At 46.8% G+C, this 13,099-nt stretch carries 12 protein-coding genes; 5 read left to right on the forward strand and 7 right to left on the reverse strand.

Going from position 1 to position 13,099, the window contains the following annotated elements:
• Positions 1-34 precede the first annotated feature (34 nt).
• Positions 35-3,235 (reverse strand): ATP-dependent helicase, encoded by a 3,201-nt coding sequence (locus BMZ72_RS17895; protein ID WP_089810745.1) that lies wholly within the window; start codon positions 3,233-3,235, stop codon positions 35-37.
• A gap of 50 nt (positions 3,236-3,285) precedes the next feature.
• Here BMZ72_RS17895 and BMZ72_RS17900 point away from each other — a divergent pair, with 50 nt between their 5' ends.
• The 5 genes from BMZ72_RS17900 (at position 3,286) to BMZ72_RS17920 (ending at position 6,045) form a co-directional block, all read left to right on the forward strand.
• Positions 3,286-3,756 (forward strand): SRPBCC family protein, encoded by a 471-nt coding sequence (locus tag BMZ72_RS17900; RefSeq protein WP_089810747.1) that lies wholly within the window; start codon positions 3,286-3,288, stop codon positions 3,754-3,756.
• 77 nt (positions 3,757-3,833) lie between these two features.
• Positions 3,834-4,340 carry an RNA polymerase sigma factor gene (locus BMZ72_RS17905; protein WP_089810749.1) on the forward strand — a complete coding sequence of 169 codons (507 nt, stop codon included), beginning with the start codon at positions 3,834-3,836 and terminating at the stop codon, positions 4,338-4,340.
• Entirely contained in the window at positions 4,341-4,808 is a 468-nt protein-coding gene (locus BMZ72_RS17910) for a hypothetical protein (protein ID WP_089810751.1), read from the forward strand.
• A 172-nt stretch (positions 4,809-4,980) separates the two neighbouring features.
• Positions 4,981-5,460, forward strand: coding sequence for a hypothetical protein (locus BMZ72_RS17915; protein WP_089810753.1), 480 nt, complete (start codon positions 4,981-4,983; stop codon positions 5,458-5,460).
• Positions 5,461-5,547: 87 nt separating this feature from the next.
• Positions 5,548-6,045 carry a lipocalin family protein gene (locus BMZ72_RS17920; protein WP_089810755.1) on the forward strand — a complete coding sequence of 166 codons (498 nt, stop codon included), beginning with the start codon at positions 5,548-5,550 and terminating at the stop codon, positions 6,043-6,045.
• A 93-nt stretch (positions 6,046-6,138) separates the two neighbouring features.
• Here BMZ72_RS17920 and BMZ72_RS17925 read toward each other — a convergent pair whose 3' ends face one another.
• The 6 genes from BMZ72_RS17925 to blaOXA form a co-directional block, all read right to left on the reverse strand.
• On the reverse strand, positions 6,139-7,062 hold the full coding sequence (locus tag BMZ72_RS17925; RefSeq protein WP_089810757.1) for a LysR substrate-binding domain-containing protein: 924 nt from the start codon (positions 7,060-7,062) through the stop codon (positions 6,139-6,141).
• Positions 7,063-7,140: 78 nt separating this feature from the next.
• Entirely contained in the window at positions 7,141-7,530 is a 390-nt protein-coding gene (locus BMZ72_RS17930; RefSeq protein WP_089810759.1) for a hypothetical protein, read from the reverse strand.
• 369 nt (positions 7,531-7,899) lie between these two features.
• Positions 7,900-9,840 (reverse strand): (E)-4-hydroxy-3-methylbut-2-enyl-diphosphate synthase, encoded by a 1,941-nt coding sequence (gene ispG / locus BMZ72_RS17935; protein ID WP_089810762.1) that lies wholly within the window; start codon positions 9,838-9,840, stop codon positions 7,900-7,902.
• A gap of 51 nt (positions 9,841-9,891) precedes the next feature.
• On the reverse strand, positions 9,892-10,650 hold the full coding sequence (locus BMZ72_RS17940) for a tetratricopeptide repeat protein (RefSeq protein ID WP_218155263.1): 759 nt from the start codon (positions 10,648-10,650) through the stop codon (positions 9,892-9,894).
• Complete coding sequence (locus tag BMZ72_RS17945; RefSeq protein WP_089810764.1) at positions 10,647-11,684, reverse strand: VWA domain-containing protein; 1,038 nt, start codon at positions 11,682-11,684, stop codon at positions 10,647-10,649. Before BMZ72_RS17945 ends, BMZ72_RS17940 begins: the two co-directional genes overlap by 4 nt.
• A gap of 563 nt (positions 11,685-12,247) precedes the next feature.
• Positions 12,248-13,051 (reverse strand): class D beta-lactamase, encoded by an 804-nt coding sequence (blaOXA, locus tag BMZ72_RS17950; protein ID WP_089810766.1) that lies wholly within the window; start codon positions 13,049-13,051, stop codon positions 12,248-12,250.
• Positions 13,052-13,099 lie beyond the last annotated feature (48 nt).

Here is a 13,099-nt window from a genome sequence, read left to right on the forward strand (position 1 = left end):
GAGGCGGAGACCGCCGGGTTATGGTAAGTTTTTGTTAAAGATCGGGTAATGGCTGTTGTTGGAGGAGCTGACCGGGCCTATATCCATTGTCTGACTCGTCTTCTTCACTGAGGTCGTGCAGGGCTACATGTAACTTGTTGTCTTTTACGAAATTACACCAGACACAATCTTTTTTGCCACAACCGGTATAGAATTCCTTATTCTGGATCCTGGTCCAGGCAGATACGATCTGACCGGTCACAAGCCGGACATCTTCCGGTGTGATCACTACCTTTTCCCGGTGATAGTGCTGTTGCTTATTAGGCTCAATGAAGTCAAATTCCGTACTGACCACCTGCCAGTTCTTCTGGCGGTAATTGTCCAGCAGGATCTTGTAAAATACGGCCTGCCGCCAGTAATCTCCGCCATGGGGGTGTTGCTGATCGGGGCGGACGAATTTCTGGTATTCTTTGATGGTCTTTTCATAGTCACCTGTCTTGTAGTCTACTACATTGACCAGGTTGCCATCAAATTCCAGTTTATCGATCTTTCCTTTTAATGGGACGCCGCTCACCACCACGCTGCGGATATTCCTTTCCACGCTGACTACCTTATTCCAGTGTGGCAGCCAGGTATCATAGTAGTGATCGAGAATGTCCCGGCCATATTCCAGGCGTCTTTCAAATGACTCGCGGGTAAAGCTTTCACGGTTGCGCAGCATACTCCAGGTAAAGTCGCGGATGAATTCCTCTTTGGAAGGGAATTCATAGCGGCCGCTTTCCTGCATTTTCTGGAAGAGTTTTTCCAGCGCGTAGTGTACTGCGGAGCCGAATTCCGTGTTTTCGGAACGACCGGTAGGCACGCGGACCAGGTTTTTATAATAGAAGCCCAGGGGGCAGTCGAGATAATTGTTGAGGGCTGTGACGTTCATGACAAAATTTGCCAGCAGGTTGTCTATCAGCGGCTGGTCAGTTTTGGCTATTTCCGGCGCCAGTTCCGGTGTATAATCCAGTGCTGCAAATCTGAACTGAACTTCTTCCGGGATGATCACTTTTTCAACCGGGAGGGTATGCTGGTCCAGTATTTCTGTAACGAAAAGGCTGGGTTCCAGTGGTTTGCCATCCGTCCGGTATTCCGGATAGCTGATGTACAGGTGTTTTTCGGCACGGGTAATGGCTACGTAAAACAGCCTGCGTAGTTCCTGTTCGTCGGTACTGGTGAGGGTCGTCGTAAAGAGCGTGTCGGGAAAAGAGAATCCGCTGCCGCTTTTTACTTTCTCTTCCCAGAGGTGTGCGTTGGCGCCGGCAATGAATACATATTCAAACTCCAGACCCTTGGCCCCGTGCGCCGTCAGCAGATTGATGCCGGTTTCATTACCGGATACCTGTACCAGCGGAATGGTGATACCATTGTACCGCATCAGGTCAACCATGTCCATGAATGGCACGAGTGTCAGATCGGGATTGCGATGGGTTTCTTCCTTCACAAAGTCGAATAGCGCCTGAAGGACTTTCATCAGCCAGGGTTTTTCTGGTGATTGCATCGCATAGGACAATACGCCACATTCATTGATGACGGCTGCAAACAACTGCTGCAGGGTCACATTATGAGCATCCCGTATCAGCTTTTCCATCATAGCGGAAAAGTCGACAAGCGCCTGTTCTGGTGCGGCGGTGAACAGCGTCAGGTTACGTGTATGCGCCCATTCCTGTAAATACTGGCGAATGGAGGATTTTTCCCGGTAGCCTTTCTCGGCGGCACGGATACTGATCTTCGCTACTTCTATCGCCGGAATATTGTAGAAATCATAGTGCAGAATGGAGAACAGCAGGTCATCTCCACTGTAGGGCGTATCAACTTCACAGGCCAGGTAGCGGAGGATGGACAATACTTTCCGGGCAAAAGGGACCTCAAAAAGATTGATGCTGCGTTTGGAATAGAAAGGCAGTTGTTGCTGTCGGCAGTAACGGGCCAGTTCTTCTCCGTATTTATTTTCTCTGTAGATCACAGCGATTCTGCCGGGCGCCGTGCCTTTTTCGAGCAGGCGGGCTATCTGCTGCGTAATGTCGGTCATTTCATCACGGGGCGTATTATAACGCCTGATGACCGGGACCGGTGATTGTGTGGCTGGCAGGGCCGCGATGAGTTGTTTATCCAGTTCCGGGAGCTGGTTGACCAGCCGGGAGTTGCCATTATTAGCGATCAGTGACATGGCCACATCGAGGATGGGCTGTACCGAGCGGTAGTTGTGCGTCAGGACTATCGTATGAAGATTATCTGCGAAGGTCTCTGCAAACAGGGCCATATTCTCTATACTGGCACCCTGGAAGCGGTAGATGGACTGGTCATCGTCACCTACGACAAAGATATTCGGACGCTCCTGGTCATCCGTTAGCAGTTGTACCAGGCGATTTTGCGTACCACTGGTATCCTGGTATTCATCTACCAGGATGTACTGGTATTTCTCGCGGTAGTCGGCCAGCAGATCGGGGTTTTCTTCAAAAGCGCGGATCACCCAGTTGATCATGTCGTCAAAGTCGTAACGGCCGGCGGCATGCATTAATGCCGTATATACAGGAAACTGTTCTACAGCCGCCTGTAAGCGGACCATTTTTTCTTTCTCACGGGCGATCCTGTCTGTGCGTAAATCTCCCCGGACATATGCTCCGGCGGCTTTTTTTGCGATGAAGTCTTCCCTGGAGGGCAGGCTTTCTATATACGTGGCGATGGCGTCATTGATATAAGCCACTGTCCAGCCTTCTTTTTTCATGGTAGAAAAGAGCTGGGCCAGGTTTTTCATATCAAAGTATACATCCCCTCTGTAGCGTTTGAGTGGATTGTCTTTTGTAAACCCGTCAATGAGTTTTTTGAGCAACTGGATCTTTTCCAGTTCGGAGACAGGGTCCAGACTATGCTTGTCGAATAGCGAAAGGTTGTCCTGTATGACCTCGTTACAAAAGGAGTGAAAGGTATGAATATTGACACGGTAAGCATCAGGACCGATAAAGTCGGTCAGCCGTTTACGCATGGCCACTGTACCGGCGTCGGTATAGGTGAGGCAGAGAATATTTTGCGGCTGATAGTCGGTATCCTGTAAGATCTTACCAATACGGGAGGCCAGGATCTGTGTTTTACCGGTACCAGGGCCGGCGATGACCATAACGGGGCCTTCCGTCTGGTCGACGGCCTGCCGTTGCTGCCTGTTAAGGCGGTCATACATTTCCCTGAAATGCTGTTGGTACTGATCTCTGGACATGACTATATTTGAAGTCGGCTCACCGGGCCAACAAAACATACTATGAAGTTATGGTAAAAATCTATCGTTTACAGTATGAGCAGGTATTAAACGCCAGTATGGATGAAGCCTGGCGTTTCTTTTCCCGTGCGGAAAACCTGGAAAAGATCACTCCTGCGTATATGCGTTTTGACATTACATCTCCGCAGACAGACAAGCCGGTATACGCCGGGCAGATCATCACTTATATCATCAGACCGGTGCTGGGTATTCCGCTACGGTGGATGACGGAGATCACTCATGTGGTGGAGGGAAAGTACTTTATTGATGAACAGCGGGAGGGACCTTACCGGATGTGGCATCACCAGCATCATTTTGAGGAAGTGCCGGGAGGCGTGAAGATGACGGATATTGTGCACTACTCAATGCCATTAGGTATATTCGGTAAATTAGCCCATGCGTTGTTTGTGCAGCGGCAGTTGAGGGATATCTTTCGTTACCGGCAGGAAGCGGTGGAAGCTGTCTTTGGAAGACGCTCATAGCAAGAATATGTTATAACAAGAAATTGACGATTCGTAATTAATAGTTTATCTTAGTTTTGTCATAAACCTATAACAATTTGCAGCAATCAGCTGTCCATATCGACGAGTACATCATTACGGAGCGCTTAATAGCAGGAGACCCCCGCACCCAGGAACGGGTGTATGACCACTATGGGCCTGCATTATATAGTATTATATTGCAGGTGGTAGGAGATACCGGAAAGGCGGAAGATGTACTGACGAAGGTTTTCGTGCGCGTCTTTAAGAACATTCATGAATATAAAGCATCCGGCAACACCACACTATTCGGATGGATGATGCGCGTAGCACGGGAAATGGCCGTACAGGAGGCAGTAGAAGCCGAGAATAATCCGCTGGGTAATGAAATAGTAAAAGCTGACAGCAGCCTGTTACAACGGTTTTCGAATAAACTGCCTGCACAAAAACGGACTATTTTTCATTTATGTTATTATAAGGGACTACCAAAAGAAGCTGTTGCCCGTATATTAGGTATACAACCGGACGAGGTTATGAACCAGTTACGGGATATTATGGTTGAATTCAGAAAATTTTTAGGGGAATAATTGGATCTTAATCACTACATACAAAGCGGGATCATCGAAAGTTACGTACTGGGGATCGCCACAGTCAGTGAGATTGAAGAGCTGCAGCATATGCGCCGGCTTTATCCTTCATTGAATGCGGAGATCATGGCCGTGGAACGACGTATTGAGAAAACCGCACTCTCAGAAGCTGTATTACCTTCCCCTTATCTGAAAGAACGAATTTTCCAGCGTATTAACTGGCGAGATGACCCACCACCACCTCATGGGGATGATCAGTCCAGATACACCTTCATCAATATCCAATCCAGAGACGGGCAGCATATCACTGTACACAAATGGTGGCGCCTGTTCTTTATTATCACCTTCATTCTTTCCAAGGTATGTTTGTTCTTTGCGATCTATTATTTCCTGAAGTACCAGCAGGCACAGGAGAGAAAGGCAGAAGAGAAGCAAAGACTGCATACTGAGCAGGTCGTGGGTAATTAACTGCGACAGTAAACGATTCATTATCATAAGGATTTTGCGATAGTTAAGATGTTACAACGAATTTTATTTGGAAATCAATTAGGTTATTTTGACATTTGAAAGCTGGAATGCAGTAGAAGGCACGTTGATAAGAGAAACACTTTTCTGAAACCATTAGATACCATAATTGCCTTTGGATCTTCACGACTACATAGAAAGCGGCATTATTGAAAGTTACCTGCTTGGATTGGTGTCAGCCGATGAGGCGGAGCTATTCGAACGTATGCGCAGTCTTTATCCGGAGCTGAATACGGAGGTAGCGGCTGTTGAGTACAAGTTGCAGAAGATCATGGTAGAGGGCGGCGTAACGCCGCCGGCAAAGGTGTGGAATAAGATTGCAGAACGGCTGACGCCTCATCATAAAGAAGGTTATTATGCAAAAGCAGGCAGAAAAGGTGAAGCGGGTGAGCCGCTGACATACGTGTTACAGCCCCGTAATAACACGATGACGATCAGTATCTGGTGGCGTTGTGCGTTTATTGCTTTAGTCGTGGTCGTGATGGCGCTGACGGCCAGTACTTTTTACTTTTATCAGCAGTTCCGTAATATGGAAGAACGGCTGCTGCGTCTATATCCAGCTCAGTTACAACAGGTACAACCGGCCCGTCAATAAGGGATTTGGTACGTTTCTTGTTTTTTCCCACCTTGCGTCCCGTAATGCATTGCGTTACTGACAATTTAAACATCAAATTATTTGAACATGAAACACCTTACACTTGCAGTATTATGCCTGGTAGCATCTGTATTTGCCATATCCTGTAAAACGCAGTCTGGCGCAACAAACACAGAACAGAGCGCCAGTGAAGGCTCTGTGAAGGGAAACTGGGTTATAACAGATATCACATTTGACGGTATTCCAAGAGGTTCCAAGGTGACAGTTTTTGACGAAGCGTCAGTAAACTGTTTCAAGGGTAGCCAGTGGATCCTGCCAGCCAACAACAATGGTTCTTATACCTTGTCTTCTACTGACGAAGGGTGTAATACAGCCACTCAGTCTATCGTATGGTCTCTTTACAAACAAGGTGGTATAAGCAGCTTCCAGTTCAAGAAAGTAGGCTCCGGCGTTAAAGCTAAAAATGTAACTGCGGGTTATCGCGTAGATGTTGCTTCACTGACCAATACTACGATGGTATGGAGAGCGGCTGTTAACTTTGAAGGTAAAACCGGTTATATCGTATATACCCTGCAGCGTTCATAGTATCGCAGGCATATATGCTTCAATAGAAAACGCTTAACGTCTTATATGGCTGATGCTCTATAAGATGTTAAGCGTTTTTATTTGAAGGAACGTTTAGCCGATAATGCTGCCATCGATATCACCAGGTTGTTCGCCTGCGTGCTGACGTGCATAACGGATGAATAACTGGGCCAGTTTGTCCTGTTGTCCCTGTAGGTAAATGAAGTGAAATTTCCTGACCAGCCTGAAGTTTTTCAGGGGTAATATTTTGAATTCACCTGCTTCCAGTTCTCTTTTGACCGCATGCAGTGAGAGGAAAGCGGCGCATGGTGCATGGTGCAGATAAGACTTGATACTTTCTGTGCTACCCATGTACATGGCGATCTGGAGATCGGTGAGTTTTAGTTTTAGTCTTTTTAGTTCGTCTGTTATTACTTCCAGGGTACCCGAACCCTGTTCCCGCATCAGCAGGGGGATGGACTTGAGTTCATTGGCGCCGAGCGGCCCTTCCCCATAGTCATACTTCACATTTCCGATTAATGCGATTTCGTCTTTTGCAAACTCCACATACTTCAATACCGGGTTTTTTGAACGGCCTTCTATCAGTCCGAGTTGGATGGTTTTATCGAGCAGGGCCTGTTCTACCTGTTCTGTATTGCCGGAAATAAGAGAGGCGGTTACTTCTGAATAGCGCTGATTGAACTGTGCCAGTAAAGGGGGAATAAAGTACTGTGCAATGGTGGTGCTGGCGCCGAGTGAGAGCAGACCGCCCTGTTCATGTTTGAGCTGATTGATCTCATATTCCAGGTTACGGTAACTGGTAAAGATATCATCCGCGTGTTTGAGCATGATCTGTCCGGCACGGGTAATCTTGATCTTATTGCCGATACGTTCAAACAGTGCCATGCCGAGCTGCTGTTCCAGTTCGTGTATATGTTTGGTGACAGCGGGCTGTGAGATGAATAATTCTTCGGCAGCTTTTGTGAAGCTGAGGCGTCTGGCTACTGTGTAAAATACTTTTAACCTGAAGTCCAACATTGGCTAAATGTACGAATAAAAAAAGCGGTTATCCTACCGTGGTAAGATAGCCGCTGTTGAAAAGTGTATAGCCGTTGATTATGCTTTTTTCTCTTCAGCTTTCTTCTCCTTATTGTCTTTGTAACGTTTGTCAGGAGTACCATCTTTTTTCAGTGGTCCTTCCGGCTTTGCGTCTTTAGTGTCTTTGTTTTCTTTGAAACGTTTGTCAGGGGTACCATCTTTTTTCATCGGGCCCTGTTGTTTACCATCTTTGTTTGCCTGATTGTCTTTAAAACGTTTGTCTGGTGTACCGTCTTTTTTCATTGGTCTGCCGGTAGTGTCCAGTGCTGGTTTGTTTGCTTTCTGACCTGGTTTTTCTGCTCTGTGCTCTGCTTTTGCTTTGTCCTTTGTGGTAGTTGCCGGAGTCTGAGCAACTGCAATGGTAGCACCCATTAAGAATGCTAATACACCTGTTACGATCTTTTTCATCTTCAATGTTATGAATTTGAGTGAAAAATTAGGGAATTTTTTAATAAGTAGACACGTTGACCAATAATATTTATTCCCATGTATTAACGTAGTGATTTGCAGGTTTTTGAAACGTAGTTTCCGCAAGAGATTGCGTATTGATACGCTTGACAAACCCTTCTCTATGGTGTTACCTTTGTATCACCTGACAAAGTATAGTTAACCCCAAAAGTTTGATAACCCCATCACTTTATTGATGGTTAAAGAGTGTGAATGTTGAAGAAAGTACAATTCGATTGTCTGACTAACATACAACCCCCTTTATTGATTTCTGAGTCATCCGTTAACCTTAGATCAAAAAGGTCTCGCAACTGCGAGACCTTTTTCCTTTTAGTTAGTTTCCACCCACATACCGTTTTCCTTGATCAGGGAGATGAGTTCATCGACGGCGACTTCACTGTTGAGGCCTCGTTTTACTACTTCTTTGCCACGGTAGAGTGTGATCTTGCCTACACCGCTGCCGACATATCCGAAGTCGGCATCCGCCATTTCTCCGGGGCCGTTCACGATACAACCCATGATAGCGATCTTAACGCCTTTGAGGTGGTTGGTGACAGCTCTGATCTTAGCCGTGGTTTCCTGGAGGTCAAACAGTGTACGACCGCAGGAAGGGCAGGAAATATATTCTGTCTTCGATATACGGGTCCGGGTGGCCTGTAAGATACCGAAGGCGATGTTGTTCAATAATGCTTGTCCGGGCGCCTGTATACCGGTGGCTTCGCTTACCAGCCAGGTACCATCTCCGAATCCGTCCAGCAGCAATGCGCCTGTTTCGGTCGCATAATGTATCAGGTGTTCATCAGAAGAGGTAGCGTCCGCAAAACACTTCAGGATTACCGGTTGCTGGATCTGGCGGTCGAGCAGGGTCACGAAAGCGCGTCTTACTTCGGGCATGGCGTGCTCGTTGGAGGAGTGGAGACAGAGGACAATGGTATGATCATTGGCCATCTGTAACAGTAATGCCTCCGGCAGTGCCACACCGGTATTATGATCGATGAAGTTGATCATCGCAGACCTTTCAGTGGCAAGGAGGTATTCTTCCGCGGTGAACAGCGGCATGTACTTTTCCTTGTCTTCCGCATCTTTCCAGGTATCGTGTGGCACAATTACTTTCAGGGTACCCGGTAAAGCGAAGGAGAGCAGTTCGCGGGAGAAGATATAATCCGCTGCTGCATCTGCGATATTCCATTTATCGGTATCTGCATTGTAATTATAACCAACAGGCAGCAGGTGTGCAGGAGTGATATCGCTGTTGTTGCTGAAATCAGCGACAACAACGGGTACCTGTTTACCGCCGATATTATTTACCGCGATGCTTTCACGGCGTTTGTATTCGAAGGGGGAATAAGGCACCTGTTCAATTGCCGGGATAGGCGTATGATCAGCGCGGGAAGTGTAACGTTTCACCAGGTCGCGGCATACGGGCAGTTCAAATTCCGGGTCTTCCGTAAGGGATACCCGGATGGTGTCGCCGATACCGTCTTCCAGTAATGTACCGATACCCACGGCAGATTTGATACGGCCATCTTCACCGTCGCCTGCTTCTGTTACCCCCAGGTGCAGCGGGTAGCAATGACCCAGCTGGTCCTGCATGGTATGTACGAGCAGACGGTAAGCCTGCACCATTACCTGCGGGTTGCTCGATTTCATGCTCAGGACGATATTCCTGTAGTTGAGATCTTCTGCAATGCGGAGGAATTCCATGGCGCTTTCCACCATTCCCATTGGCGTATCGCCATAGCGGCTCATGATACGGTCGCTGAGGGAACCATGGTTGGTACCGATACGCATAGCGGTGCCGTGTTCCTGGCATATTTTCACCAGTGGGGTGAATTGTTTGCGGATACGGTCTATTTCCTCTTCGTATTCGGCGTCAGTATATGTGAGTGTTTCGAACTTCTTTTTATCGACGTAGTTGCCAGGATTGATACGCACTTTCTCCACGATGCGGGCGGCTATTTCAGCGGCATTGGGAGTGAAGTGGATATCAGCTACAAGGGGAGTAGTATAACCTCTTTTGCGCAGCTCATTACGAATAGGCAGCAGGTTTTCCGCTTCCTTTTTGCTGGGGGCGGTAATACGTACCAGTTCAGCGCCCGCTTCGATACAGCGGATGGCCTGTTCAACAGTACCAAGGGTATTCATGGTATCTGTGGTGGTCATGGTCTGAATACGTATCGGATTATTATTTCCAATCAGCAGGTCTCCGACCTTTACTTCCAAAGTGGCCAGCCTCTTATATTCTGTCAGTGAATTACTATATAGCTGCATAAAACAATTCCAAATATGAGGCAAAGGTAATGAATAGAATGGCGAAGCAGATCACCAGTCTTTATCAACAGGAACAACCTGGCCTTTAGCCTTTTTCATTTTGTCCTGGAGTTTATTTTCTTCCTGTCCCAGCGCCTGTAATAAACGTTCAGCTTCCTGCTTATTCATTTTGCTTGGCTGTGGTTCAGGCTTCTGGTCCTGCTGTTCTTTATTTTTATCCTTGTTTTCTTTGTCTTTATTCTCGTCCTGCTTGTTCTTCTGCTGATCTTTGTTTTGCTGATCCTTATTCTGCTGGTCCTGTTTCTTGTCTTTATTCTTATCCTTGTTGTCTTTCTTGTCTTTGTTATCTCCGCCGCCGCCATTCTGTTTCTTCAGCATCGTCTGTGCATAGGCCAGGTTATAGCGGGCCTGTTCGTCAGCGGGGTTCAGTTTCAGGGCTTCTTTGTAGGCCTTGATGCTTTCTTCCCATTTTTTACCTTCCATGAAGGTATTACCGATGTTATAGCTGGCGTCGGCTTTGCCTTCACGGTTAGGCGCTATCTTGAAGCTATTCGCATACTGGGAACGGGCGTCGTCGTAACGCTTTTGTTCATACAGGGAGTTTCCCAGGTTATAGCGGCCTTCCACAGATTGCTGGTTGACTTCCAGTGCTTTTTTATAGTTCGCTTCTGCGTCGGTGTATTGTTTGTTCTTATACAGGTCGTTGCCCTTACGGATATATTTATTACCTGTCTGGGCAAAGGAATGCTGGCAGAGGCAGAGCAACAGCCCGGCCATGAGCGCCTGGTATGTTAGTGTGCGTTTTGTCATGGTTTTTCTGTAGCGGTAACAACAACGTCAGCGCGTTTGCTGCGTCTGATTTCAGGAATAAAGAATTCAGCGACGAGCAGTATCAGGCTGATGGCCAGGAAATACTGGAAGTAGCTGTTATAGTCTGTAAAGATGTTTTCTCCGAACTCTTTCTGCTCCATGCTATCGATCTTCTGTGTCAGGGAGTTGACAACTTCTTCGGTATTATTGTCCAGGTGTTCGTAAATGCCTTTGCCGGCAGCTGCGATGGACTTCAATGCTTCTTCGTTCAGTTTGGAAATAACGATATTTCCTTCTTTATCTTTTTTGTTAGTACCTGTTTCAGGGTCTGGCAGTGGTGATCCGGTTGGGGAACCGATACCGATGGTATTGATGACCACACCGTCTTCGAAGGCAGCACGTGCTTTTGAGATAGCGGCTTCGTCATGGTCTTCACCGTCAGAGATAATGATCAGGGACTTATGTTTTCTTTCTTTCTTATTGAAAGCGTCATTGGCTACCTGTATGGCCTGACCGATAGCGGTACCCTGGGTAGGGATCATATCGGGACTTACGGTTGTCAGGTACATTTTAGCGGCGGAGTAGTCGATGGTCAGGGGCATCTGCAGGTAAGCATTGCCTGCAAATACGACCAGTCCGACACGGTCATTATCCAGTTTATCGGCCAGCTTGGATATAAGCTGTTTGGCCCTGGTAAGACGGTCAGGTTTTACGTCGCCTGCCAGCATACTTTTACTCACGTCGAGTGCGATCACAACATCCACGCCTTTACGGGTGATCTTTTCCATACGGCTGCCTTTCTGGAGGTTTGCCAGTCCGATAGCACCAAAGAGGAAGGCGATAAAGATCAGGAGGAAGCGGAAAGTGAACCGTCGACGGGAATAACCGGTGAATAATTTCTCTACAAGAACAGGGTCACCGAGTTTACGAATAGAACGTCGTTTCCACCAGGATATACTGAGGAATGCAAGTTGCAATACCAGCAGCAATACCAGTGCCCATAAATATTCGCTGTGTTGAAAACGTAACATCATTCAATAAAGATTTCTGGCGACGGTATGATAGAAAACCGGCCACAAGGATCAAATATAATTTTTTTAGTACGTTTTATGCCATTTACAGGAATGGATTTAGGAGTTTTTTAACGCAGAGGAGGGAAAAGAAATTAGGAATCAGGAATTACGAATTAGGAATTGAGCCTTTTCAGAAGGCTGAAAAGGAGCATTTTGAGGTGAATGATGGTAATGGTCAGGTTATTAGATGTATCGGGTTGTCAGGTAGTTAAGGCGGTGAGGACGTGGACTTGATGCACTTATATGAAGTATTACTACTCAATATAGTAAAGGGTTTAGCTGTTTTTAATTGACGTAGGTAAGTGTTTGTATTTTCCCCTGGCTTGCAAGAGTTTATGATATTTGACTAAGGCAAGTATGTACATGAGGCATAAAAAGACCATAGTCTGGCAGGAAGATGACCTGTTCAACTATGGTCCTGTTTATCAATAGCTGAGGTCCCGATAAAGGGAGACCCGCGGTTTATTATTTCTTCAGCATTTTCCCCTTCGGGGAGATGAGACGCAATTGTTTGACAAAAGCATCTATTTCATTCCTTTGAAGTATCCGGCGTCTGCCAGGATGTTTCTGAGGATATTCATACGTACGGTACGCATATCCAGGGATTTGTTTTCCGTTTCTATATTCAGCACGAAGAAGCTCGGGTGGCCATTTTCTTCAATCCAGCCGGTGATCCAGCCGATTGTTTTAGGTCCGGAGAAGCCCATGCCTGTTTTATAGCTCAGTTCGTATTCCGGTTTTTTCTCCATGAGCATAACTTGTCTGACGTTCTGCATGGTCACTTTATGGAAAGGCAGCTGGTCGAAATACAGTTTCTTGATGAAGCCAAGTTCTTCATCCGGAGAAATCTGTAAGGAGTTGTCCAGCCAGAAGGTGTCGATTTTGCTGATCTTCATATTACCATACTTAATGGTATCCAGCCAGTGTTGCATAACTGGTTTGGTAATGCGGCGGGCCACTTCCTGGAAATAGGGAACAGCTGATACGCGGAAGGCCTGTTGCATGCTCAGGTCACGGTTCCATTCCGGCATATCGCGGGTTACGCCATCCCATGGAATAACGTAAGAGGTATCTTTGATAACACCTGTTTCCAGGCCGACGAGGGAGTTAAAGATCTTAAAGGTAGAGGCAGGCAGGAAGCGTTGCTGGGAACGTTCCAGGTTATATACCTTAAAGGTTCCCTGGCTGTTGTTGAACAGCATAAAACATCCTTCCACCTTGTATTCGGCGAAGTATTTTTCCCAGTTCTTTTCGTTCTCCACGTTATTCGGTGCGCAGGCATTGGCCAAGAAGGCTATCAGCAGGAGTATCCAGCCAGTCTGTTTCATTATGCATTCTTTGTTTAGTGCTGCAAAAGTAGATATTTAGTGGTACAG

It is taken from the genome of Chitinophaga sp. YR627, assembly GCF_900114995.1.
In the GTDB taxonomy this organism is placed as follows: Bacteria; Bacteroidota; Bacteroidia; order Chitinophagales; family Chitinophagaceae; genus Chitinophaga.